23 protein-coding genes are annotated in these 23,481 nt (G+C 57.9%); 11 read left to right on the plus strand and 12 right to left on the minus strand.

What is annotated here, in order from left to right:
- The first annotated feature begins 19 nt into the window (after positions 1 to 19).
- Positions 20 to 349, plus strand: coding sequence for a hypothetical protein (locus ACIPR4_RS02155; protein WP_013567004.1), 330 nt, complete (start codon positions 20 to 22; stop codon positions 347 to 349).
- Complete coding sequence (locus tag ACIPR4_RS02160) at positions 346 to 1,671, plus strand: MFS transporter (RefSeq protein WP_245536430.1); 1,326 nt, start codon at positions 346 to 348, stop codon at positions 1,669 to 1,671. The genes ACIPR4_RS02155 and ACIPR4_RS02160 overlap by 4 nt, the downstream gene beginning before the upstream one ends.
- A gap of 438 nt (positions 1,672 to 2,109) precedes the next feature.
- On the opposite strand, the gene ACIPR4_RS02170 is transcribed toward ACIPR4_RS02160, so the two are convergent.
- Complete coding sequence (locus ACIPR4_RS02170) at positions 2,110 to 3,237, minus strand: IS110 family RNA-guided transposase (RefSeq protein ID WP_013567006.1); 1,128 nt, start codon at positions 3,235 to 3,237, stop codon at positions 2,110 to 2,112.
- A gap of 262 nt (positions 3,238 to 3,499) precedes the next feature.
- Positions 3,500 to 4,339, minus strand: coding sequence for a serine hydrolase (locus tag ACIPR4_RS02175; protein WP_083811874.1), 840 nt, complete (start codon positions 4,337 to 4,339; stop codon positions 3,500 to 3,502).
- A 548-nt stretch (positions 4,340 to 4,887) separates the two neighbouring features.
- Between ACIPR4_RS02175 and ACIPR4_RS02180 the strand changes: the two genes are divergently transcribed.
- On the plus strand, positions 4,888 to 7,416 hold the full coding sequence (locus tag ACIPR4_RS02180; RefSeq protein WP_013567008.1) for an ABC transporter permease: 2,529 nt from the start codon (positions 4,888 to 4,890) through the stop codon (positions 7,414 to 7,416).
- A gap of 61 nt (positions 7,417 to 7,477) precedes the next feature.
- Here the strand turns inward: ACIPR4_RS02180 and ACIPR4_RS02185 are convergent, their stop codons facing one another.
- Positions 7,478 to 7,942 (minus strand): RidA family protein, encoded by a 465-nt coding sequence (locus ACIPR4_RS02185; protein ID WP_013567009.1) that lies wholly within the window; start codon positions 7,940 to 7,942, stop codon positions 7,478 to 7,480.
- A gap of 269 nt (positions 7,943 to 8,211) precedes the next feature.
- Here ACIPR4_RS02185 and ACIPR4_RS02190 point away from each other — a divergent pair, with 269 nt between their 5' ends.
- The gene (locus tag ACIPR4_RS02190) at positions 8,212 to 9,441 is read left to right on the plus strand and encodes an acyl-CoA dehydrogenase family protein (RefSeq protein ID WP_013567010.1); all 1,230 of its coding nucleotides are present in this window, start codon (positions 8,212 to 8,214) and stop codon (positions 9,439 to 9,441) included.
- A 33-nt stretch (positions 9,442 to 9,474) separates the two neighbouring features.
- On the opposite strand, the gene ACIPR4_RS02195 is transcribed toward ACIPR4_RS02190, so the two are convergent.
- Together ACIPR4_RS02195 and ACIPR4_RS02200 are read right to left on the minus strand one after the other, a co-directional pair.
- Entirely contained in the window at positions 9,475 to 9,825 is a 351-nt protein-coding gene (locus ACIPR4_RS02195) for a hypothetical protein (RefSeq protein ID WP_013567011.1), read from the minus strand.
- A gap of 22 nt (positions 9,826 to 9,847) precedes the next feature.
- Positions 9,848 to 10,339: a DinB family protein gene (locus tag ACIPR4_RS02200; protein WP_013567012.1), complete on the minus strand. Its 492-nt coding sequence runs from the start codon at positions 10,337 to 10,339 to the stop codon at positions 9,848 to 9,850.
- Between the two features lie 46 nt (positions 10,340 to 10,385).
- On the opposite strand from ACIPR4_RS02200, the gene ACIPR4_RS02205 reads away from it, so the two are divergent.
- Both ACIPR4_RS02205 and ACIPR4_RS02210 read left to right on the plus strand, forming a co-directional pair.
- Entirely contained in the window at positions 10,386 to 11,723 is a 1,338-nt protein-coding gene (locus ACIPR4_RS02205; RefSeq protein WP_013567013.1) for an ArnT family glycosyltransferase, read from the plus strand.
- Complete coding sequence (locus tag ACIPR4_RS02210; protein WP_013567014.1) at positions 11,720 to 12,379, plus strand: YdeI/OmpD-associated family protein; 660 nt, start codon at positions 11,720 to 11,722, stop codon at positions 12,377 to 12,379. The genes ACIPR4_RS02205 and ACIPR4_RS02210 overlap by 4 nt, the downstream gene beginning before the upstream one ends.
- A 14-nt stretch (positions 12,380 to 12,393) precedes the next feature.
- Here the strand turns inward: ACIPR4_RS02210 and ACIPR4_RS02215 are convergent, their stop codons facing one another.
- The 4 genes from ACIPR4_RS02215 to ACIPR4_RS02230 form a co-directional block, all read right to left on the minus strand.
- Positions 12,394 to 13,425: a HEAT repeat domain-containing protein gene (locus tag ACIPR4_RS02215; protein WP_013567015.1), complete on the minus strand. Its 1,032-nt coding sequence runs from the start codon at positions 13,423 to 13,425 to the stop codon at positions 12,394 to 12,396.
- Between the two features lie 123 nt (positions 13,426 to 13,548).
- Positions 13,549 to 14,487, minus strand: coding sequence for a HEAT repeat domain-containing protein (locus ACIPR4_RS02220; RefSeq protein ID WP_013567016.1), 939 nt, complete (start codon positions 14,485 to 14,487; stop codon positions 13,549 to 13,551).
- An 11-nt stretch (positions 14,488 to 14,498) separates the two neighbouring features.
- On the minus strand, positions 14,499 to 15,194 hold the full coding sequence (locus ACIPR4_RS02225; RefSeq protein ID WP_013567017.1) for a hypothetical protein: 696 nt from the start codon (positions 15,192 to 15,194) through the stop codon (positions 14,499 to 14,501).
- Positions 15,191 to 15,769, minus strand: a complete 579-nt coding sequence (locus ACIPR4_RS02230; RefSeq protein ID WP_041585884.1) for an RNA polymerase sigma factor — start codon at positions 15,767 to 15,769, stop codon at positions 15,191 to 15,193. The genes ACIPR4_RS02225 and ACIPR4_RS02230 overlap by 4 nt, the downstream gene beginning before the upstream one ends.
- Before the next feature lie 319 nt (positions 15,770 to 16,088).
- Between ACIPR4_RS02230 and ACIPR4_RS22385 the strand changes: the two genes are divergently transcribed.
- The 3 genes from ACIPR4_RS22385 to rpmA all read left to right on the plus strand — a co-directional run bounded on the left by ACIPR4_RS22385 (position 16,089) and on the right by rpmA (position 18,776).
- Positions 16,089 to 17,696, plus strand: a complete 1,608-nt coding sequence (locus ACIPR4_RS22385) for an autotransporter outer membrane beta-barrel domain-containing protein (protein WP_144312283.1) — start codon at positions 16,089 to 16,091, stop codon at positions 17,694 to 17,696.
- Between the two features lie 413 nt (positions 17,697 to 18,109).
- Entirely contained in the window at positions 18,110 to 18,442 is a 333-nt protein-coding gene (gene rplU, locus ACIPR4_RS02240; protein WP_013567020.1) for a 50S ribosomal protein L21, read from the plus strand.
- Positions 18,443 to 18,518: 76 nt separating this feature from the next.
- The gene (gene rpmA / locus ACIPR4_RS02245; RefSeq protein WP_013567021.1) at positions 18,519 to 18,776 is read left to right on the plus strand and encodes a 50S ribosomal protein L27; all 258 of its coding nucleotides are present in this window, start codon (positions 18,519 to 18,521) and stop codon (positions 18,774 to 18,776) included.
- A 154-nt stretch (positions 18,777 to 18,930) separates the two neighbouring features.
- Here the strand turns inward: rpmA and ACIPR4_RS02250 are convergent, their stop codons facing one another.
- Together ACIPR4_RS02250 and ACIPR4_RS02255 are read right to left on the minus strand one after the other, a co-directional pair.
- Positions 18,931 to 19,329, minus strand: a complete 399-nt coding sequence (locus ACIPR4_RS02250) for a carboxypeptidase-like regulatory domain-containing protein (protein ID WP_013567023.1) — start codon at positions 19,327 to 19,329, stop codon at positions 18,931 to 18,933.
- Positions 19,330 to 19,420: 91 nt separating this feature from the next.
- Complete coding sequence (locus ACIPR4_RS02255; RefSeq protein ID WP_013567024.1) at positions 19,421 to 19,627, minus strand: hypothetical protein; 207 nt, start codon at positions 19,625 to 19,627, stop codon at positions 19,421 to 19,423.
- 330 nt (positions 19,628 to 19,957) lie between these two features.
- On the opposite strand from ACIPR4_RS02255, the gene ACIPR4_RS02260 reads away from it, so the two are divergent.
- Both ACIPR4_RS02260 and ACIPR4_RS02265 read left to right on the plus strand, forming a co-directional pair.
- Positions 19,958 to 20,788 carry a rhomboid family intramembrane serine protease gene (locus ACIPR4_RS02260; protein WP_013567025.1) on the plus strand — a complete coding sequence of 277 codons (831 nt, stop codon included), beginning with the start codon at positions 19,958 to 19,960 and terminating at the stop codon, positions 20,786 to 20,788.
- An 80-nt stretch (positions 20,789 to 20,868) separates the two neighbouring features.
- Positions 20,869 to 21,816, plus strand: coding sequence for an aldo/keto reductase (locus ACIPR4_RS02265; RefSeq protein WP_013567026.1), 948 nt, complete (start codon positions 20,869 to 20,871; stop codon positions 21,814 to 21,816).
- Between the two features lie 129 nt (positions 21,817 to 21,945).
- On the opposite strand, the gene ACIPR4_RS02270 is transcribed toward ACIPR4_RS02265, so the two are convergent.
- Complete coding sequence (locus ACIPR4_RS02270; protein WP_245536431.1) at positions 21,946 to 23,343, minus strand: hypothetical protein; 1,398 nt, start codon at positions 23,341 to 23,343, stop codon at positions 21,946 to 21,948.
- Between the last annotated feature and the right edge of the window lie 138 nt (positions 23,344 to 23,481).

Consider the following 23,481-nt stretch of genomic DNA (forward strand, 5'->3'; position numbering starts at 1 on the left):
GGCGTTCGAGGAGTCTGCAATGGAATGGCATCATTACCTCTCGTATTTCTTTGGTGGCATGTTTCTCGCGAATGCCGTTCCACACTGTGTGAGCGGTCTCACGGGGCATCCTTTTCAAACCCCCTTTGCCACGCCGTCCGGTGAGGGGCTTTCGACCTCGACGGTGAATGTGCTTTGGGGGTTCTTCAATCTGGTGGTCGGCTATGTGCTGGTCTGCCGAGTTGGAAGCTTTGACCTTCATTCCACCAGCCATGTTGCCGCGTTGGGGCTGGGCAGTTTGCTTATAAGTCTTTTCACGGCACGCCACTTCGGCCGGTTCCATGGCGGCAACACGCCTGAGCAATCGTGAAGCCTGTTGCCACGCCGGCGACTTCATCGGTAGCTTCGATGTCGCATGCGTGGCGCTCGCTGCGGCATCGCAACTTCCAGCTCTTCTTCTTTGGGCAGAGCATCTCCGTCATTGGCAACTGGATGACGCGGCTGGCGACGAGTTGGCTCGTCTACCGGATGACGCATTCGGTCCTCCTTCTGGGCGTCGTGGGCTTTTCCGGACAGATTCTCTCGTTTTTGCTGGGGCCCGTTGCGGGCGTGTGGGTGGAGCGCCTCAATCGGCGCAAGTTGCTGGTGGCGACGCAGGCCGCCGCCGCCGTGCAATCGCTCGCGCTGGCGGCGCTTACTTTGACCCACGTCATCACGCTATGGGAGGTCATCGTCCTCACGGCCATGCAAGGCCTGATCAACGCCTTCGACATGCCGGGGCGGCAGTCCTTCCTGGTGCAGATGGTCGAAGACCGCAATGATCTGAGTAATGCCATTGCCATCAACTCCTCCATGGCCAACGGAGCGCGGTTGATCGGTCCCGCCGTCGCCGGTTTGGTGGTGGGCGCCTTCGGCGAAGGCTGGTGTTTTCTTCTCGACGGCTTCAGCTACTTCGCTGTCATCGCTTCCTTGCTGCTGATGCACATCAAGCCCATGGAAGTCCGCCACCGCACGAGCAGCATGCTGGAAGAGATGCGCGAAGGCTGGGACTACGTCCGCACCTTCCGCCCGATCCGCTCGATCCTTCTGCTTTTTGCGGTGGGAAGCATGATGGGCTATTCGTACCCAGTGCTTCTGCCGTTCTTTGCGGCCCAGGTGCTGCACGGCGGAGCGACGACGCTGGGCTGGCTTACGGGAGCGTCGGGCGTGGGTGCAGTGGTCTCTGCGCTTTCGCTTGCAGTGCGCAAGTCGGTGGTAGGTCTAGTCCGCATGGTGCAGATCGCCTCCACTATGCTGGGATCCGCTCTGATCCTCTTCGGGTTCTCGCACACGCTGTGGATCTCGCTGGTGCTGATGGGCTTCGTCGGTTTTGGCCTGATCCAGACCGCGTCTGCGAGCAACACCATCATCCAGTCGCTGGTGAAAGAGGGCATGCGCGCGCGGGTGATGGGGTACTACACGATGGCATTTTTCGGCTCCGCTCCGTTTGGAAGCCTGCTGGCCGGTGTGCTGGCGGCTCGCATCGGTGCTGCCCATACCGTGATGGTGACGGGAGCGTGCTGCGTTGCGGGTTCGGTGTGGTTCGCGCTGGAGTTGCCGAAGGTAAAAGCGGAGATGCGGCCGATCTACGAAGAGATGGGTCTGCTACCCGCGCAGCAGGAAGCAGCACTGGAAGCTGTCCCCGGGGCCTAGCAGGTTTCCGTCCCGGCCAAATCAAGGACGTGGCCTCCGCGTTGCCCCACAAACCATGTGATCTAGATCAAGTATCAACAAGTGACTCGGCCTGATATGGAGTGACCGTGTCAACACCGCCAAATCTGTGGGTTTGTTTTTGTCGTTGTCGTTGCTTTCGTCCTTTCCCGAAGACAGAGCGAGCAGCAGTCGGGGCAGTTTTGAGCGACGATTGATCAGTCTGATATTCGCGGGTCGAAACCGCATAATCATGATCCGTCGGGAGCTGCCTCTGACTGTTATCGCGAGTCCGGTTGAGCCTGTCGCATAGGCCGAGCGAGGGTTCTCCTTCGTGCTTGCCCTGGCTGCTGCTGGCTCTGTGTTCGAGATGGATGTCAGCGTTCATTGAAAGTGTTCTTGTCTTTTTCCTTCTTAGGAGGTTTTTCTTTTGCGTTATTGTCAGGCTGCAACTTGCTGCCTGGAGACAGTCTCTGCTCTGGTTCCAATAGCCCAGATAAAGCCCAGCAGCTCTCGAGCTACAGCTGTGACGATCTTCCTCTGATCCTTGCCGGCCGCGCCCAGCTTCATATATCGCTTATGCAACCGGTGTTGCGCCTTCCACGCAATCTCCTTGGTCTCTTGTGAAATGGTCTCCTGTCGTCTGCGCAGACCGTACCAGATACCTGGTGGACGACGATAGCTCCATGCGGCTTCGACAACGATGCGTCGGAGGTGCGCGTTGCCGGTCTTCGTGATGCCTCCGCGTCTGGTTCGCTTGCCGCTGGAATCCTCGCTCGGTACAACGCCGCAGTAACCCATCAGCTGGCGAGCGCTCTCAAAGCGAGATACCTGGCCCAACTCGCTCGCAATGGTGACCGCCGAGATATCTGCAATACCGCGCAGTGCCTGTAGATCGTTGATGACTTGTTGCAGCGCCGGAGATGCCAGCTTCACCGCTTCCATGATGGCTTGCTCCAGTCGTGCGACCCGCTCCCGCATGTGCTCGACCTCGTGCAGATAATCCTGGCGCGTAGACTCTTGCGCGATCTGGGTGAAACGCAGCTGCGCGACCCAGATTAGATAGGGTCGTGTCCACGGCCTGACTCCGGTCGGTGGACGCTGACCGGAGCGCAGAAGGAACTTGCTCAAGCGATGCCGCGCTCGGGTCTGATCCTGCTTGGCTGCCTCGCGGGCTCGCACCAAATCGCGTAACGCTTCCGACCCCTCATCCGGAACCCACACCGCCGTCAGATCCCCGGACCGATAGCACCGTGCCAGCTTCTCAGCATCCCGCCGGTCCGTCTTCACTCGATCGCCAGCCTTGACTGGTACCAGCGTAGGTGCCACAACCTCGCACTCGACGCCCAGTTCCGCGAGCTGCCAGTACACGACGTAGCCCGTCGGCCCGGCTTCATAACAGGCTCTCAACTTGGCGGCCGGACCAAGCTTCTTGATCAACCTGCGGATAGACTCAGCACGGTTGGGAATCGTTCCCAGGCTCCGAACCTCACCTTCCGGCTCCGCGACCGCCACGGCGATCGTCTCAGCATGGACATCCAAACCTAGAAATCGTACCTTCTCCTTCATGACCGGCTTCCTTCCGCTTGTGGCTCTGAACTGCGCGCCCTTCGACGCTCACAGCTTAACCCACGGTCGGCGCATCGGCGCCGGTCACTCCATACTGACTGTAATCGTCAGTTGAGAACCGCCTGCTCTACACGTGGTCCGGATGGAATGATAGCGCGTGGTAGAAGCGCCCATGAGAGGCGCGCCCGATGGCTTTCTTAAGCGGATCGACGCAGGATAAAGGACATTATCATGCGTAAGAATCACTGCCTTGTAGAGACTCCTATTCAACCTTGACCGGAAGCCCTGCAATATAGAGGGAGGCAATTTTATCGACGAAGGTTTGAGGCGATCCGCCCATAAGATTTGTCAGCACGATGATCTTTAGGTCGTCGTCTGGATAGACGAACACTGTGAACCGTTCTCCACCCACAGGAGTGATGGCACGGTGAGAGCTACGTCGCATGACTGGCCAGCCGAGCGAAGCCACACGAGGTGTGACATCCGTGGAATCGCCGTAGCTGGTTCCTTTCATGGCAACAACGTCAAACTGTCGCTGTTGCACAAAGCTGGCAAAGGTTTCGCCCGTGAGCTTCGCTATGATCTTCCCCATGACGACATAGTTAGTCTGGGTGTAGGCAAACTGCGTTCCAGGGGCGAACTGCAGGGGAAGTGTCTGCACCTTTGCCCAAGCGCCCTCCGCCGTTCCGTCGCCGATCAGCCGAACGTTGTCGTCTACGATCTCGGGGAGGCCGGAGGTGTGCGTGAGAATCTGCCGGACGGTGATGTTCTGCCAAGAAGTGAGAAGCCCGCCGAGATATCCCGAGAGCGGAGCGTCGAGGTTGAGCTTTCCGGCCTCGACAAGTTGCATTGCTGCGACGCCAGTGAATGCCTTACTCATCGAGTTGATGCGAAATATCGTTTGATCCGTCATGGGTACGGAGTTCTCGACGTTGGCTAGGCCGTAGGCACCTGTAAAGACAATTTTGTGATGCCGAACAATCGTCAACTGGAAGCCCGGGAACCCCGTGAGACTGCATCTGCGGCCGGACCAGATGTTCAATCCTGTCTGCCTCGGCGCTGGTCTCCGTCCTGGAGGCGGCCTGGGCGTGAGACACAGCAAAAGTTAGTGATACCCAAAAGCACAACGAAGACAACGGCGAACTGTTTGATTCTCAAGGTTACCTACTCTACCCCCAAAACCAATTGAGCGTTCCTCAGAGGAATCTAGCAGGTCTGGTCAGACCACTTCCCTTCAATCCCTCAGGATCTTCGAAAAAAACAGAAGTAAAGGTGAACTGCGCGGAAGAGAATCCTCTTTGGTTTCAAAACCAAAGACGTGCATTGTTGGACATCCGAAAGGTTCCAACCGCAAATCTCAAGAAGCGCATACTCGCCAATGCACTCATTGATGCCGGTCTTCGAATATATTCAAAAAATAACGGATTCCAGTTTGCCGCAGATGCCAGTCCGATCGGCAGTATCCCGTTCGTTACCTGGCGCTTATGGAACAAGTCGTCTGTCCATTTACGGACAGAATCGCTAATTGCGGACAGTTACTCCTCAAATGAATAATTCTACAAATAAAAGAATGAGCGAGTTCCAACCATTCTGCTTTGGTAGCCAAGATGCTCTTGATAAGGGCTTACGGCAGCAAAAGGAGAACTGAGCATGATGCAGTCCTTTGTCCAGAGTCTTCGGTACGCCTTGCGGCAGTTGAGGCGTGCGCCTGGTTTCGCGGCGACCATCGTGGTCACGCTGGCCCTTGGCATCGGCGCAAACACGGCCATCTTTACGCTCTTCGATCAGGTCTTGCTGCGGATGCTGCCGGTGCAGAAGCCGCAGGAATTGGTGCGCTTCGAGTGGAGCGGAAGCTTCTCCGGTTCGTCGAACGGCTTTGGTGGAGGCAAGAAGAATTATTTCTCTTATCCGATGTACAAAGACCTGCGTGACCGCAGTTCTGCCTTTGCAGGCATGGTGGCTGCAAGCCGCACAAACGTGGGTATCTCGTGGCACGATCAGGCAGCGAGCGAAGATGCGGAGCTGGTCAGCGGAAACTACTTCGATGTGCTCGGTCTGCGGCCAGCAGTTGGGCGTCTGCTTACTTCCTTCGATGAGGGAGCGAAGAACTCCAACCCGGTCGTGGTCCTGGGGTACGACTACTGGAAGACGCACTTCAATGCAGCGCAGGATGTCGTGGGGCAGGCGTTGTTGATCAACGGGCACCCCTTCACCGTTCTCGGGGTAGCTCCGCAAGGCTTTCACAGCGCGGTGGATGGATATAACCCAAGGGTCTTTCTGCCGGTGAGCATGGTTGAAGTGGCCATGCCATGGATGGCTCCGGGAGACGACCTCAACAGCCACAAATCGATCTGGCTAACGGTGTTTGCGCGGCTGAGGCCTGGGGTGACACGCCAGCAGGCCGAAGCGAGCGTGGGTCCTCTCTGGTATTCACTGCGGGCAGAGGAGCTGACGGCCTACAAGAATGGCGCTCGGTTCAAAGAAGGCTTTCTAAACAAGTCACACCTGTCCGTGATGGACGACTCCGCGGGCTTTATGCCACAGCGTGCCGAACTGCGCATGCCCATGCTGGTGCTGATGGGGATGGTCGGCGTACTGGCGGCGATGTGCGCGGTCAATGTGGCAACGCTTTTACTACTGCGCGCCGCCGGGCGTGTGCGCGAGTTTTCGCTGCGCTATGCGCTGGGAGCCGCGAAGTCGCGGATCGTGGGACAGCTTCTGGTGGAGGGTGGTCTGCTGGGTGCGATGGGCTGCCTCGCCGGGCTTGCGCTCTCGCCGGTCATCGCGCGGGCTCTGGTCAGGCTGCTGATGCATGCAGAGGAAGCGATCGATTCGCCCTATAGTGCGGCGGTAGGTGGGCGTGCCCTGTTGTTCAGCCTCGTGCTTTCCTATGTCGTGTGTCTCGCATTCAGCGTGGCCCCGGCGCTGCAGTTCCTGCGACCAAAGCTGGCCGAAGCGTTGCGGCAGAATACGGGCACGGCTTCGAAGAACTCGCAACGCTTCCGCAAAGTGGCGGTAGGTCTGCAGATCGCGCTGACCATTCTGCTGATGGGTGGAGCGGGACTCTTCCTGCGCACGCTGACGAATCTGCGGAGCCAGAATATCGGCCTGCAGGTTTCTCATCTGATGACGCTGGATGTCGACCCCACCCTGGCGGGCTACGACGAAGCGAACAGACCTCGCGTTGAGTCGGGTGTGTTGGAAGCGGTGCGGTCCGTTCCCGGTGTGCAGCAGGCCGCGGGAACGACAGATCCAGTGATCGCCGGCGACTCGAGCCATTCGTCTTTTGCGGTGCAAGGACACCTTGAGACCGATGAAGACGACACCATGCACTTTGAGGATGCGTGGGTCACGCCGGATTACTTCGCGGCGCTGGGCCAGCCGCTATTGGCGGGGCGTGATTTTTCCCCCGCCGATGCGAAGGATGCGCCTCATGTTGCGATCGTGAACCTTACGTTTGCAAAACGGTTCTTCGGGTCGCCGCAGAATGCTCTTGGGCGGTTGATGGCCGAGGGCAGCGGCAATGCCGTGAAATACGACCTGACCATTATTGGAGTTGTGGGGGATGCATTCCACCACGATATGCGTGACAAGGTGGCGGAGGGCGTGTTTCGTTCCTACGCACAGATGCCGCATCCTGTCGGCCTGCAGCTCTATGTCCGCACGGCGCAGACGCCAGAGATCGTGGAGAATGCCATCCGCGAAAGCATTCATCGTTACGATCCAAAGCTGGTGGCGGAGGAGATCCGCACCATGGAAGAGCAGATTGACCGCAACGTGTCGAATGAGCGTGCCCTTGCACTGCTCGCGGCGAGCTTCTCTGCTCTGGCGCTTCTGATGACGGCGGTGGGTCTCTACGGCGTGCTGGCCTTTGCCACAGCACAGCGCACGCGAGAGATCGGCGTGCGCATGGCATTGGGAAGCGACCGTACTGCGGTGGTGATGCTTGTACTCAAGGAGATGGCGCTGACGGCGGTGATCGCGATTGTAGCGGCGGTTCCAGCGGCGATCGGGCTTTCGAAACTGGTGCAGAGCCAGCTTTATGGCGTGGTGCCGGGCGATCCACTCACACTGGCCGGATGCGTGGTCATCGCTACGCTGATGGTGCTGGCATCGGCTGCCATTCCGGCGCGAAGAGCGGCTTCCGTCGATCCAATGCTGGCGCTTCGTACGGAATAACTCAAATGAATAAGGGCCTGCCTGCTTCAGCAGGCAGGCCCTTATTCATTTGATGTGGGTACTAGTGAATTATCTGCGGCCCCGCCTTGACGGCGACGACGGAGATCTCGATCTTTGCTCCGCCGATCAAGCCTGCAACCTGCACGGTAGCGCGCGCGGGCTTCGGGTCTGGCATGAGCTTCTTGTAAACGGCATTCATCGCCGGAACGTCATTGAGGTCGGTGATGTAGACGGTGACGGAGACGATGTCCGTCAACTTGTAGCCCGCCTGCTTGACGACCTTTTCGATGGCGGCGATGGCGCTGGTGGTCTGGAAGGTGATATCGGTGCCGGTGACCTTGCCGTGGTCATCGGGGCCCTGCTGACCAGCGACATAGAGGGTGTTGCCAGCGATGTAGGCATTGCTGAAGGGCATGCCAGGCGTGAAGTCGATGGCCTTGTTCTGGGCGAAGGCCGAGGTGCCGAGAGCGAGCAAGCCTGCGAAGAAGAGGGTGCGCTTCGCTGCCTTTAAGACGGTGAGCTTCATGTGCTTGGATCTCCTATCCGGTTGAGGATGAGTGATTTTCTCATTTCGACGTTTCGGCCCGGTGGAAGTTTTGCCTTTTCGGCCACTTATGTTCTGTATATTGCGTTCTGTATATTGCGCGTACCGAGGGATTCGCTTGCGGCCGGGCCCCTGCAGTGCCATTCGTTCAGGGCGAATCTGGCTCGGCTACCTTGTGGAATGGAAGGGATAGCGAGCGTGTCTTAACACAAGCTAGTGTTGGCCTCTACCGACACAGGCTCAGGAGTGTTATGACCGTTGCTGCGACGATAAGCCAACCTTTGACCATGGATCCAACGACCACGGAGAGCGATCTGCTTGCCGCCGCGAGGTCGCTGGTTCCCGTCCTCCGGTCGCGATATGCGGAGACAGAGACCCTGGGCAGGCTACCGGCGTCCACGCTGAAGGAAATGGAGCAGGCCCGTCTCTTCGATGTCCTCGTCCCAAAGAGATACGGTGGCCTGCAGACTTCGCTGCGCACCTTTATGGATGTGGTCGTGGAACTCGGAAAGGGAGATGGATCAGTATCCTGGACCCACTCCTTACTCGCAGGCGGAAACTGGATCGCCGCAGCGATCTATCCGGAGCAAGTTCTGGAGGAAGTGTTTTCGCAGCCGAACATTCGCCTTGCAGGCGTAATGACAGGACGTGGCGTAAAGACGAGGCGCATGGAGGACGGGATTCTGATCGAAGAAGGGGTATGGAGTTTCAATAGCGGGATTCATCATGCGCAGTGGGACGGTCTGGGGATTCCTCTCAAGGACGATACCGGGAAGGTCATCGACACCGCCTTTGCCATGATCCCTACATCGCAGATCACCTTGTTGAACGACTGGGATACGGTCGGTTTGCGAGGAACCGGGAGTGTCAGTGTGTCTGTGAAGGATGTGTTTGTTACAAACGAACGCATCGCGCCGGTCAGTAAAGCGTTTTCGGGAAGATACGACTATGCCGGAAATCCGATGGGGAGCGAGGGACTCTATCGTCTTCCTCTGATGCCTTTTTTCGCGATGAGACTTGTTTGGCCTGCTCTGGGCATGGCCAAAGCTGCCCTTGAGCTTTTTCTGGAAAAGGCTCCATCCCGCATCATTCCATTCGCGCCCTACGAGAAGCAGGATGACGCTCCCGTAACGCACATACAATTCGCCGAGGCGTCGGTCAAGATCGATGCGGCTGAACTCCTGCTTCGCCGAGCGGTCGATGACCTGGATGCAATCACTCAAAACAACACGAAGTTGACGCTGCAGCAGCGCGCACGTATGTGGGCGGACGTGGGTGTGGCCAGCCGAATGATCTGGGAGGCGGTCGACCTGCTTGCCGGAGCTTCGGGAGGATCGTCTGCCCATAAGACCCACCCGATGAATCGTATCTGGCGGGACGTACGCGTTGCCGGGATGCATGCGGTACTCAACCCAACGACAGCGATGGAAGCGTTGGGCAGAGTTCTCTTAGGAAAAGATCCCAAAGCCCCGTTCCTCTAGCGTTACGTCGAGTTACCTCGCATTACTGTCTATTTACTGCGCGCAGCGATGTGCGATGAGGCGGTGGCTGAGCGCCTGCGTCTGAGCGTCTTCGGCAGGCTCCTGGTCGTCATCGAGGACAGCGCCGGTGCGCAGGTTCACCGTGTAGAGACCCACAAGGGAGCCGCTGTCGGAGTCGTTCAGAACGCGGAAGGTAGCTGTGCTGCGTACCTGGTGGTCGAGAGCGGCCCTGAGTTTCGCGCCATAGTTTTCTTTGAAGGCGCGTGCGTTCGGTGTATCGAGAACGAGGGTGCGGGCATCGGCTACCGTAAGCGTGGCGCTGCAGACGCGGGTGTTCGTTGTCGCGGTCGCGGTAGCCAGAAGAAGGGTTGCTGGTAGGAGCATCTGTGTCAGCCTCGTGCGGCGGCTACGACGCTGGCTGTTCCGCGAAGCTTTGGAGACGGAGCAGATGATTGCGGTCGTGGCCGGCCATGGTTTCGACGATGGTCCAGAACGTCATGGTGCCGCGCTCCGGGTGCGTCACTTCTTTGGAGCGATCTTCGGCGGAAACGGTTGTCAGGAGAGCCAGATTCCAGGCGCGAATCGCATTAAAAGTCGCGTGGGCCGTGGCGAGATCGTAGGCTGCATAGCGCTCCGCATAGACATCCTGATCGAAGGGCAGAAGGGTGGAACCGGGGTCCGCCAGGGCCTGGCGAAGACGCGCGCCAAACATCAGTTCGCAGTCGGCAAGGTGCGCGACGACCTCGCGGGGCGACCATTTGCCGGGGTCGAGCGGAGCTTCGGCTTTTTCTGTGCCGAGAATGGCGAGGAGGTCGGCGAGCGTTTTTGGCGTTTCCGCAATGATCGCGTGGGTGTCCTCTCCGATCTGGAGGAAGGTGGCGTAGGGATTGAGGGTCATGCGTTCAGGGTAATCCGCCCTGCCGTTTGCTGTAACTTGATTTTTGATGGATACGCGGACGATCGACGGGTGGAGTGAGGACGAGCGGCGGTTGCGCTGGCGCGTCTTCTGGGTGGCATTTCTAGTGCGCGTGGCGTACATGACGCTGGCGCATACGTTCAAAGTGCGCCCTCTGGAAGACCACTTCCAGTTCGGCTGGGAGATGGGACGGGTCGCGCGCGCGTTGACGACAGGGTTTGGCTACGCCGATCCCTTCAACGGCCACACCGGACCGACGGCGTGGTCTCCACCGCTGTATGTGTTTCTGATGGCGGGTGTCTTTAAGCTGTGCGGTGTGTATTCGGCGCTGTCGGCGTGGGTGATCCTGGCGCTGAACTGCCTCATGTCCGCAGCCACGGCAGTCGCAGTGTGGGAGATTGCGTGGCGATGCTTCGGAGCGAAGGTCGCTCTTTGGAGCGGTTGGATGTGGGCGCTCCATCCGGCGGCAATGCAGTATGCGGTGCGTTGGATCTGGGAGATGACGGCGAGCACATGTCTGCTGGCGTGGATTATGGTGCTGGCCCTGCGCATGCGCGAGAACCAGAGCTGGCAGCGATGGTTTGTCTTTGGGCTGTTGTGGGGCGTGCTGGCGTTGGCCAGTCCAACGCCGCTGATTCTGCTGCCCGTGGTAGCAATTTGGGTGCTGGCCGGGCCGGGCTTCTCAACGGCGCGTGTGGCGAAAGCGGCGCTGGCAGGAGTGGTCTTCTGCGCTGTGATCGCGCCGTGGGCCGCGCGCAACTGGGCAGTGTTCCATGCATTCATCCCACTGCGTGGAAACTTCGGAGCGGAGAACTATCTGGGCAACGGCCCATGGTCGGTTGGCTTTCCCTGGGGAACGACAGTGCCGCTGGACGACAAAGTAACGCTGCATGAGTATGCGACGATGGGCGAGCGCGCATGGGTGGCGGACCGTGGAGCAAAAGCCTCGGCTTGGATCGCCGGGCATCACGCGCAGTTTGTCCAACTCAGTGTGAAACGCGCATGGATGTTCTGGGCAGGCGTGCCGCACCCTTTGGGCGAAGGCGCGGCGAACGAGTACACACGCATCATCAGCTTCGAGTTTCTTTCGCTCGCCGGGTGGTTTGGGGTCTTGCTCGCGGTGAGGCGCGGGGTTTATTTTTCCGGTGTGATGCTGGCGGCGTTTCTATTGGTTCCCGTGACGTACTACCTTGTGACGGTGCAGGCACGCTTCCGCCATCCACTGGAGCCGTTCATCTGTATCGTCGGCGTCTACCTGTTTCAGAGCGCGGAGCCGGGACGATTTGGACGCGGCGTAGCAGCGAGGTTTGCGTGGCTGGGCAGAGCAACTGCGGGGCTTAGACCTTTCTTCCGAGGTGAAGCTTGAAGAAGACCTTTCGTGCCGTGCTGGAACCGCTGCGAGGCAACCTGGGATGGGTGATCGCGCGCGTGCCTTTCGATATGACGAAGGTCTGGAAGGAGCGCAGGGGGCTGCGCGTGCACGGCACAGTGAACGGATTTGCGTTTCGTAGTTCACTCTTCTCGGAGAAGGAGGGTGGTTATTTTCTGTTGGTGAATAAGGTCATGCAGAAGAACGCTGCTGCGGGCGTTGGCTCCATGGTGAAGATAGCTCTCTGGCCCGATCTGGAAGCTCGCGATGCGGCCGTTCCTGCGGAGCTGGAGAAGATCTTTGCGAAGCAGAAAAAGCTGCGCGCGTTCTATGAAGAGTTGAGTCCCTCGGCGAAGGCAGATATTTCCAAGACCATCACCGCACCGAAGAGTGCCGAGGCACGTCTGCGCCAGGCCGAGCGGATGGCGGAGCGCTTTTTGCTGACCATGGAAGGCGAGCGCGAGCTGCCGCCAATTCTCCGGATGCTCTTTCAGAGGCATCCCAAAGCGAAGGCCGGTTGGGACGCCATGACCGCAGCGCGGCGGCGCGGACACCTGATGGGGATCTTTTATTACCAGGGGCCCGAAGCGCGGGAGAAGCGGGCGATGAAAGCAGTGGAAGAGAGCGAGTCAGCAGGCCAGCGAGTCAGCTGAGTAATCTGCACAGATTACTTCTGAATCAGCTTCGTCAGGTAATCAAGCGCACGCGGATCATGCGATTGTCCCAGCCAAAAAACAGCTTGTTTGCGGACAGCAGGATCTTTGCTGGTGTCGGCTACGTGCATAAGCTGGGTGGCAGCTTCATCTCCGGGAAGGCGCGAAAGGGCAAAGACCGCAGACTTGCGCACGTCCGTGTTGGGATCGTTCTCCGCAGAGTTTACGAGGTCAGCCGAGACGGCTTTACCTGCCTTGTTCGCCATCCAGAACTGGGCCTGTTTGCGGACCTTCGGATCTTCGTCGTTGTGCGCCATCTTGATGAGTTCGGTGGTGGCTTCAGGGTCTTTGCAGAGATTGAGGTCAAAGGCGATCTTCTCGCGAAGAGCCGGATCGGGTTCGTCGTGCGCGAGCTTCTTCAGAATAAGGAAACCTTCGTGTCCGCGCCGGTTAGCGAGCCAGAAGGCGGCTTTTTCTCGGAGGAACGTGTCTTTGTCCGGCTTTGTAAGCGAAGCGAGTGCGGCGAGACCGGAAGGATCGCTGTGCAGACTGAGCGCGAAAACGGAGACGTCGCGGAGCTTCTTCTGCGTGGCTTCCTGCGCCAGGCCGAGGAAGAAGCGGACGCTGAGATCGCCTGCGGCATTAGGAAGATAGACGACGCGTGTGTCGCCCGCGTCGATGGTGCGCTTTGGCGATTCGACGTGGATCTTGGAGACAGCCCCGTCACTGATGCGCACGAGAATGAAGGCGAAGTCTGTGCTGTCCTGCGTGCGGAAGCCGTCGGACTGGTCGTGATGATCGCTTTCGAGGTAGACGATCTGATCGTTGTTCCAGCCCGCGTTGAATGTGTCGAGGGTCTTCACCGGCCATGCAACCCAGCTGGTGGTGTTTGCTTTCTTTGCCGCCTCAATCTGAAGGGCGGGGTCGTGGACCTCAGCGAGAGTAGTGAGCTGTGCGTGGACGAGTTTGGGCTGTTGTGCGTGGAGGGTGGTCGCGACGATGGTGATTGCGAGCAAAAGGGAGCTGAGACGCGAGATGAGGCGCATGGTGGTCTCCGTGAAAGTGTGGGTGGGTTTAGTCGCTACGCGTGGATCCGGTTTGTGCGCTCTGCGCGACCCCATTCTTTCGCGATACAGCCGCGAAAGAATGGGGCACTAAGGGGCTCTCCTTTATTTGAGGAGTTCGAGCATGTAGTCCTGTGCTGCCTGGTCGTGCATGAGGGCAAGTTGCGATACGATCTGTCGTTTCACCTGAAGGTCTTTTTCCGAACGGGCGATGTCGACCATGCGGGGTGCGTCCTGGGAGATGAAGAGGCCGTTGATGACGGCTTTCTTTACCTTGGGATCGGAGGTGGATTTGTAGACTTCGACGAGAGTCGGATTGGAGCGTTTTCCCTGGAAGACGGCCATCATCTCAATGGCGCGACGTTGCAGTTCGGCGTCCATCTTGCCGCGGACGGCGTCGTCGAGGATCTTCTGCGCTTCAGGGTTCTTGCTCTGCGCGAGGGCGAAGATGGCGTGCTTCTTCATCTCCATGGAGTTGTTGCCACTCAGGATGCCGCGCAGCAGGGGAAGAGCGCGGTTGGGGTCCTGCTGCATGAGGGAGTTGAGCGCGAGCATCTTGATGTCGGAGTCGGGATCGCGGCTTTCACTCCGCTCTGGACGTTCCGGCCGCTCAGGCCTTTCGGGACGCTCAGGCCGTTCCGGACGATCGTTGTCGGAATCGTTATTTACGAAGATCGCGATCTTCGGCTCTACGGAAGTAGAGACAAGGAGCGCGCCACAGTCGTTGTTCCACGAACTTGCGGCGAAGCGCGCGTGAAGTGTGTCGCAGGTGGACTTTGTCTCCGAGGTGCGGTGAAGCTTGCTGAGGTTGTATGCCTTCCAGTAAAGCGCCGCGTCCGTACGCGGTCCATTCGCCTTGATGACCTGATCGAAGGAGCGGACGGCGTCGTACCAGCGCTGTCCGTTCATGGCGTCGGTACCGGCGGTGAAGGCTGCATCGGACTTGCTATCGGGTGCGGGAGAGGCCGCAGCTTCGGCGTGAAGAAGAGGGGAGGCAGCAAATGCTGCAAGGAGGATTACGGTGCGGAACGGGATAGCGTTCATGGTGGGGTCCTTTATTTCTGGTCGTTCTGGCGGAGAATGCGAATGTCTAGGAGAAGGCCGTCGGTGTTCATTTCGACACGAAGGCGGAAGGTGCTGGATTTGTGCGATTCGTTGTCGAGTGAAGTAAGCACGCGCCCGAGGCTTTCCAAGGTGGAGGCTTCGACAAGGTCACCGCGCTGCGTGGCCTGTTGCACGTAAACGGCGTTGCGGAGTGCAAGCGTTCGGGCCTGCGTGCGCGTCGTGTCGTCGAGTTCGCCCGAGGTATGGTTCACCGTGGTGAGCAGACGCTCAGCGGCGTCGAGATGGTTGCGTTCATCCGCAGGCGCTGTGGTCAAAGGGCCGGGGCGATTGAAGGCATAGGTATTCGTCTTCTGCTTCTGGTGAGAAACAACGAAGGCGATGGTCAACAGAAGCACGGCGGTGAGTGTACCCAGCGCGGGCCACGCTGCGATCTTCCACCAGGACTTCTTCTGCGGCTTGGCGAGCACGGTGAGATTGCCGCGAACGCGCTGCCAGCTTGTTTCGAAGTCGGGTGTTGGGACAGGTTCTGCGGAGAAGACGCGGAGAGTTTCAGCGATAGAGTCCGAGAGTTCGCCGCAGGTTCCGCAGGTGTCGAGATGCTGGCGGATGGCGGCTTCGTCTTTGCTCTCATTCAGATGAAAGGCAATAAGGTCGTCTTCGCTGAAGTGGTTGGTGGAATGGTTCATGCCAGACCTCCTGCTACAGGCGCCAACGCGCGACGGAGCTTGCCCACGGCGCGGAAGACGGCTTGCTTGGCCGCGTTTGGCTGAATGTTGAGGGCGACGGCGATCTCTGCGATGGGCGTCTCTTCCATATGGCGCAGGGTGAAGGCGGTGCGTTCCATGGGGGTGAGGCAGGCCATGGCCTGCTTGCGCATGCTTTCGCTCTCGCGGTCGAGCAGAGCCTGCTCAGGAGAGGCTTTATCGTCCGCTACCTGCACGTGGCCATCGGTGACGGCGTCGGCGATGCGGGGCGCGTGGTGCGAGAGATCGCGTTTGCGGCGTTCGACGAGATTGAGGGCGGTATTCATAGCGATGCGTGTGATCCATGTAGAGAATGCGGCGTCCATGCGGAAGCCGGGGAGCTTGTTGTAGGCGCGGAGGAAGGCCTCTTGCGCGGCCTCCTCTGCGTCTTCCTGATCGCCCGTGATGCGAAAGGCGATGCGATGAACCTGAACGAAGTAGCGATCCATCAGGACGCGGTAAGCGTCCCGGTTGCCGGACAGGATCTGCCGAATCGCTTCTTTCTCTTCCTTATCCATGCGGCGATTAGACAGCGGTTCGCCGTCCCGGTTAGGAAGGTTTGTGAAGAAATATTTTTGGGGCAGATTGCGACGGGGAGTTGATGAGGCTGTTGGTGCTTTTGCGAACGCTATTTGGGAGGAGAGTCGACACGACGCAGATGTGCCAGTTGGGTATTGTGGCTTGCTTGTAATTCCCATTTTGGGATTGTTGAAGATATTGCAACGGATCATAGGAGGCGGGAATGCTAGCATCTCTCCCATAAGTGCGGAGATATTAGCCAACCCAACCCAACGTACGTGCCTCGATAAGGCTATGTTTGAGAGGAATCGAATGCCAATGGTTCGTTTATTGAAAACTCTGATCGCAGTATTTATTGCAGTGTCTTCTGTAGTTAGCCAAGCTCAGTTTGTAGCTCTCCAGCCGTCGGGATCCCAGACAGTCCGGCAACCTACTGCCACGACGTTGATGGTTAATTCTTTAAATAGCTCTTTGAACCCGATACTTTTTCCCGGCTCCGACATAGGAGCTCAGATCAACTCAGCAATTTCCGCGCTGCCACAGTCAGCATTCGGAGAGCCGTGTGGCACCATTGTTGTCCCGGCGGGCTACTATGCATTCTCTACTAGCATAGTGAAGCCTCAATGCGTTTTTATCGAAGGAAATGGCGCCAACCTTCATTTCACAGCTACGAGCGGTGCCGCATTGGTGGTCGCATCGCCATACTCTAACTCGGACCCATATAGCTCCGGTGGAGTGTCGCACCTTTCGCTATCAGGCGTTGGGGGATCTTCGATTGGGGTTTATATGGGGGGCGATCCGGCGGGGTCGATCTCCCGGTCAGATTATTATGCTGCGGACCAGTCGTTTGTAGATGATCAAATCTTCGGTTTTGGAACCGGAGTACAAATGGGAAATAACTCTTTTCTTGATACTTGGCGGGGTGGCGCTATTTCCAGTAACAATATCGGGGTATATTTCCCCTGCGGGACTACAAATGCCGGGGAAAATTATAGTTTTTATGGAATGGTTGTGAATAATGGGGGCGTTGGATTCAAACAGGATTGTGGCGCAGAGATCAAGCTATATGGAGGCGGTGTTGACTATAACGTAACAGCAGCAATCACAGGAGCTGGCATTTACGTGACAGCCTATGGCACTCATTTCGAACAGCGGAACGCACCGATCATCTTGGGACAAGGTGTTAGTGCAACCCAACAGTTGAATTTGTTTGGAGGAGTTCTGTACGCATCGGCTCCAGGAGGAGATGATCCTTCGTTTATAACGATAGGGGGAGTATCGAGCAATGTAAGACTCGACGCCGTTGATCTAGCAGCAGGTCCGGGACATGGCGTGTCCTCCATCGTCAATTGGCAGGCAGGCGGTCAAGGTCATCTTTCCGCCTCCGCGATTACGGGAGCAACTTCGCCACCTCTCGTCATTGGAGCCACAGGAAACGTATCCGTATCCGCGATGGATCTTAATACTGCATCGCTCTCAAATTATTCTGGTGCGTTTATCCCAAGTGGTCTTATCCAAGGGGGAAGCTATATCGGGTCAGCGAACAATAGCAACGGTTCACTTCCCGGAACTTCCGGAACATTTCCCTACAACGGCACTTTTTTAGGATGGAACGCCGACGATAACGGTGGAAGCGATTTCTATAACGCTTTCGATGCACCTGCATCGGCTAACGCAGCTTTCAACTGGTGGAGTAACAATAACGGCGCATGGTCAAAAATTAGCTCTTTGAGCCGGAATGGAGATCTCACTTTGAACGGTCGGGTTTCTGCAACCACAGTAACCATCTCCGGTGCAAATTGGACATCGGGAAATGGCATTCCTTCCGGAGCTTGTACTACTGGCAGCCTTTATAGCAACAAGGTAGGTGGTCCTGGTTCAACTCTTTTCATATGCGTCGCTGGAGCTTGGGTAGACGACAAGTAAGTTGAGCTTTTTGGGGAGACGCTCAACTGGCGGAGCTGATAGGTAGTGCCAAAAATTGGTTGCGCTGTGTCTTTTGATCAGGTTACGGCATCAATGCAACAGATGTTGTTTGACGGAGCTGCTCTCAAGGTGAAGGAGAAGGGATGTCTGAGAGTTGAGCAAAAACATTCAAATTGCGGACCTTCATAGCTCATCCAGCTCCTGGTTGACCTGAGGGCAAGATTTGCCGTATTCTCGTTAAGTTTGGCGGAGTGCCCCTGCGTTGCGGGGCGGCTTGATTGAGTTCCTGTTTTGTGAGGGCCAGTCTGGAGCCAGTACCTGCCACCCAATCCAGCGTTTTGATATGACTGGTTCAAGTTTTGGACGCGCTCCCAACTTGCGGTACTTTCGCAGGATGCGCGTGGAGGAAGTTTATGTACGCAGTGATTCGTACCGGCGGGAAGCAGTATCGTGTTGCTCCCGGAGATACCTTGAAGATTGAGACCACGGCGCACGAAAACGGCGCTTTGGAGTTCTCCGATGTTCTGGCCGTAAGCGGCGAAGAGGGCAAGTTTGAGCAGGAGCTGGGCGGCGCGAAGGTGCTGGCCTCGGTCGTCGGCGAAGGCCGTGGCGACAAGATCCTGGTCTTCCACTTCAAGCGCAAGAAGCAGTACAAGAAGATGCAGGGGCATCGTCAGAACTTCGTTGAAGTAAAGATCAACGAGATCCTGGTGAACGGCAAGAGCTTCAAGGCTGAAGCCAAGTAGTCGCTTTCGTACCGCAAAATTTTGAATTCGACAGGGATGGCCTGGTAAATCCGGCGCCCGGTGATGAGGTAGAGGAATGGCACATAAAAAAGGTGGCGGAAGTACTACGAACGGACGTGACTCGAACGCACAGCGCCTCGGCGTCAAGAAGTTCGCGGGCGAAGTCGTAACGGGCGGATCGATCCTGGTACGTCAGCGTGGAACCCCGCTGAAGGCCGGTCTGAACGTTGGCCGTGGATGCGACGACACGTTGTTTGCCAAGATTTCGGGACGTGTTCAGTTCCTGGACCGTGGCAACCATGGCCGTTTTGTGGCGATCGATCCCATCGCGTAAATTAGTTTTCAGCAAGAGGAAGCCCTGCGTATGCAGGGCTTTTCTGTTTTGTCTTTATACTTGTGCCCCATTCTTTCGCGGTTTCATGCGAAAGGGTGGGGTCGCGCTGAGCGCACAAACCTGATCTTTGGGGAGAGTCCCGCCAAAGATATAGCTAGTCGACTTTGAGGGTGATGCTGAAGCTGTTCTTGGAGTCGAAGGAACTGATGGTTTTGGTCGGGCTCTTCTTACCGTTGAATTCAGCCCAGATCTCATAGTCCGTATTGGAGTTAAGCTGGCCGAAGCGGAATCCGCCGTCATCGTCGGTGATGAAGCTCTTTTGTGAGAGGCTGCGGGTGTCTTTGAGATGAACGACGGCACCCTTGACGGGGGTGTCGGCCTTGGACATGACTTTGCCCTGTACCGAGCGCTGCGCAGCCTGCGCGAAGGCCGGAGCGGCGGAGAATGGCACGGCGAGCGGTGCAAGCAGGAACGTTGCAGCGAGGGCCATGCGGCCAAATTTGTTGAAGTGTTGCTGGACGTACTGTTGAGCGCGTTGCGTGGCTCGTGTCATGGCTTGAGTATACGTGCCGGCCAGAGGCCTGGCCGGCAACCTTTCACAGGTAACAAACACGCTTTCGACGTACGCGTTGCGTTGGCCGGGACTACTCGTCTTCTTCGTCGGCGTCCGCGCGTACGGGGGTATCGTCTTCGTCGTCGTATCCTTCCGCATCAATGGCGGCTAGTTCAAGGGGATCGCTGGAAACAACTTCGATGTCGGCACCGCATTCATCACAGGTGACGGTGTCTCCTTCTTCGATTTCTTCCTGGTCGATATCGAGGGGGGTGTCGCATTCTGGGCAGAGAGCCATGATTCTTACCTCCGAAATGTTGCTGGTAGCGGGATAGTGATTGAAGTCGTAGGACGCAGACAGGGTAGTTTTAGATGGATGTTGGATTCGCGTCAAGCGAAAGCACAACCGAAGTGGAACAGGTACGCATGCTTCGACGCACGAAGAGGGCAGAAGGATGACAAGTTTTTTAAAATTACTTTCGCCTCGTTGTCCCGTTTTGTTCGAAGGATATACGCACCCTGATAAAGGGAAAGAAATCAACACTGTGGCTGATTGCAGCTTAGAGTTTACCCGGTGAAAGAGTGGAGCACTCGCTTTCCCGCGTGCGGCTCCGATTAGGATAGAGGTATGCAGCGTGGCGGACCCAGCATGATGACTCTTCCACCATTTGGCGGTGCGGTGCGCCGGATCGTTCTGGCGTACGTGGTGGCTTTCTTTGGCTTGGCGTTGTTGCACTTCGCTCTGCCCCAGCGCGGCAGTCTGATCGAAGGCGCCCTTTCCCTGATCCCGGTAGCCGTTGTGCACGGCTGGGTATGGCAACTGGTGACGTACACGTTCGTGGGCGGGGGAATCCTGAACACAGCGTTTGCTCTGCTGACGCTTTGGTTTACGGGCAGTTCGCTGGAGGGGATGCGAGGGTCGCGGTGGGTGGCGGAGCTCTTCTATGTTTCGGTCATCGGCGGCGGTGTGGTGGCGACCGCACTCGCAATGCTGCATGTGTTCGGTCTGCGGCCGGATGTCCCCGCGTGGGGGGCCTGGAGCGCCGTCTTCGGCATGCTGGTAGCGTTTGCCGTGCTCTTTGCCGAGCAGGAGATCGTCTTCTTCTTCGTGCTGCGCATGAAGGCGAAGTACCTTGTGCTGATCTATGTGCTGATCGAGATCGCCATGCTGATCCGGGGTGAGGACAGGCTGGCGGCGGCGGTACAGCTATCGGCGGGTCTCTGCGGATATCTGTATGTGCGGTTTGCGCCCAGGCGGGGGCTTTCGTACGCCGTAACGGAGCAGTATTTCGGTGTGCGAAATAGTTATTTCCGTTGGAAGCGGCGGCGGGCGGCGAAAAAGTTCGAGGTCTATATGCGCAAGCAGGACCGCGTGGTCCACTTCGACTCCGAGGGTCGCTATATCGCGCCGGAAGACGAGAGCGGATCGAAGCGGTCGGACAAAAAGTGGATGAACTAAACACGTAATTCAGACTGATCTGCGCCTTCTCTGTCGCGCGCCACGTCCAAATCTTTATAAGTTATTGGAGAGCTGAGACTTTGCTGAATCTTGGGACTACGAAGTTGGAGATTGCTCCGCTGGCGTTGGGCGGAAATGTGTTTGGCTGGACCGCGGATGAGGCGGCGAGTTTCGCCGTGCTGGACGCCTTTATAGATCGCGGTTACAACCTGATCGATACGGCAGATGTCTATTCGCGCTGGTTTCCAGGACATGTAGGCGGCGAGAGTGAGACGATCCTGGGTAAGTGGTTTGCCCAGGGCGGCGGTCGGCGCACGAAGGTCGTGCTGGCGACCAAGGTCGGCATGGAAATGGGCGAGGGAAAGAAGGGCCTGTCCGCGCGCTATATCCGCTCTTCAGTGGAAGATTCTCTGCGTCGTCTGCAGACGGAGTACATCGATCTTTATCAGTCGCATACGGACGACGCGCAGACTCCTCTGGAGGAGACGCTGCAGGTCTATGACGAGCTGGTGAACTCCGGGAAGGTCCGATACATCGGTGCCTCGAATTACAAGGGAAGCCGTCTGCGGCAGGCGATCGAGACAAGCCGACACGAAGACCTGGTGGCTTACAAGACACTGCAGCCGAACTACAACCTGCATACCCGCGCGGAGTATGAGAACGATCTCGCCCCCGTGGTGGCCGAATACAAGCTGGCAGTACTGCCCTATTTTGCTTTGGGCAGCGGGTTTTTGACGGGCAAGTACAAAACGAAGGAAGATGCTGCCGGAGCAAAGCGCGAGGGGATGGTTGGGAAGTACTTCGATGCGCGGGGTGAGAAGATTCTCTCGGCCTTGGCTGCCGTGAGTAAAGAGAGTGGCGAGGCGCAGGCTTCGATTGCCCTGGCCTGGCTGCTGACTCGTCCGAATATTGCCGCGCCGATTGCGAGTGCGACTTCGGTGAAGCAGTTGGAGGCGCTTGTCCGCGGGGCGGAGATGAAGCTTTCGGCGGAGCAGGTGAAGACGTTGGATGAGGCGAGTGCTTACTAGGCGCTCGCTTTTTGTCATCCCGTAGCGAAGCGGAGGGATCTGCTTTTCTTTCCTGACAGATCCGGTTTGTGCGCTCCGCGCGACCCCACCCTTTCGCAAAGAGCGCGAAAGAATGGGGCACGGAATGTTCTAGCGGTCGTTTTTGTCGCCGAAGGGGCGGAGGCGGAGAAAGACTGAGACGCCTATGGGATGGGATCCGTAGATAGGTTTGAGGACGTCGGGGACGCCGTAGGTGGTGACCTGTGCGCCCAGGGCGGTGCGCAGGTGCGAGATGACGTCCACGTCGTGATCGTAGCCAAAAGTGTACGCCTGCACGTGGGCGAGGGGCTCTTCCTGGAAGTTGGGCGGCAGCGGGTTGGTGCCGTTGAGCAACTCATTGGTGCGGCTGGCGTTTTCCATACGGAGCCAGGCGTAGTTGCTGGTCTTGAAGCGCAGGAGCGATTCGAGGAGGTAGCTGTTCTGCTTGCCGTTGTCTTCCAGCGCACGGGTGTGCCCCCAGACGGCTGTATTGGCCCAGTTTCCTTTTGAGAACTTGCGGTTGTACATAACGGAGGCGGTGGTGCGGGCCTGGTCTTCCTGCGGGTAGAGGGCTTCGGGGCTATGGATGCGGGCGTAGGAGTACTGGCCGCTCCAGTTCTTGCCGGGCTGCACGGTGAGGCGTGTCGACCAGGAGTCGATGGCTCCATAGTTAACATCCCAGCGGAACTCGTCGGGCTCGCGACCGTGGAAGCCGCTGGCTTCGGCCTTCACGCCGATGTTCCCAAAGGTGTGAGCGACACCGACTGTGAGGACGTCGGCGGCGATGTGGGTGGAGTCTTCCTGGTGATGGCCGAGGGTGCCGACAGGGTTCTCAAGGGCCGAGGCGCGGTGGGGGTAAGCGGTGGGGCCTATGGCGGGATCTCCCATGGGTGCGGCGTAGAAGGAGAGAAGGGTCTTGCTGCCAAGCTTCAGGTCGTAGAGAGCGGCGATCTCCATGAGGAAGTCATGCGGGTGCTGGCCGTCGGCGATGGGCTTGCCGAAGGCGGTTTCGCCCTGCTGGAAGAGCAGCGGATACTGGCGACCAGTGACGGTGGCGGGTTCAAGCGAGAACATGGCGCGGAGCGTGAACTCTCCTGGGCCAAGGTTGCGCTGGGCCATGGGCATAAACCAGTTCGTGGAGTACAGCTTGTCCCCGCCGCGAGGACTGGTCTGTTGCGTGTCCGTGAGGAAGCCGTTGCCGTGGAACATGAACATCCACTTGCCGCGCATGGACATGAGCATGGGGGTAGGCGTGGAGTTGGGCTCGGCGGTGGTACCGGATGAGGAGTGATGGAGGATCTGCTGGAGGAAGTTCTGCGGACGCATGTTCTGCATGAGCTCCATCATGTCGTGATCCATCGCCGGAGCCGTTGTGTCAGGACACATCTTCATGCCGGGCATGTTCTCCACGCAGGGAGACGGAGTAGCCGTTGGGAGATTTGCATTCTGCGGAAACACTGCGGGAGCCGCAAGCAAAAAGACAGAGAAGACGAAGATAACGGGATGCAAGGACTCTCCGAGGAGCCACGCGCTACACAAATCTTCGGGCGGGCTCAACTTAAGAATCACACGAAAGTTGAAGGGATGAATAGCCGATGTGCCATATCGACGTAACGTGACCATGTCGCAAGATGAATAGGCATGTGG

The sequence above is a fragment of the Terriglobus saanensis SP1PR4 genome (genome assembly GCF_000179915.2).
Lineage (GTDB): Bacteria > Acidobacteriota > Terriglobia > Terriglobales > Acidobacteriaceae > Terriglobus > Terriglobus saanensis.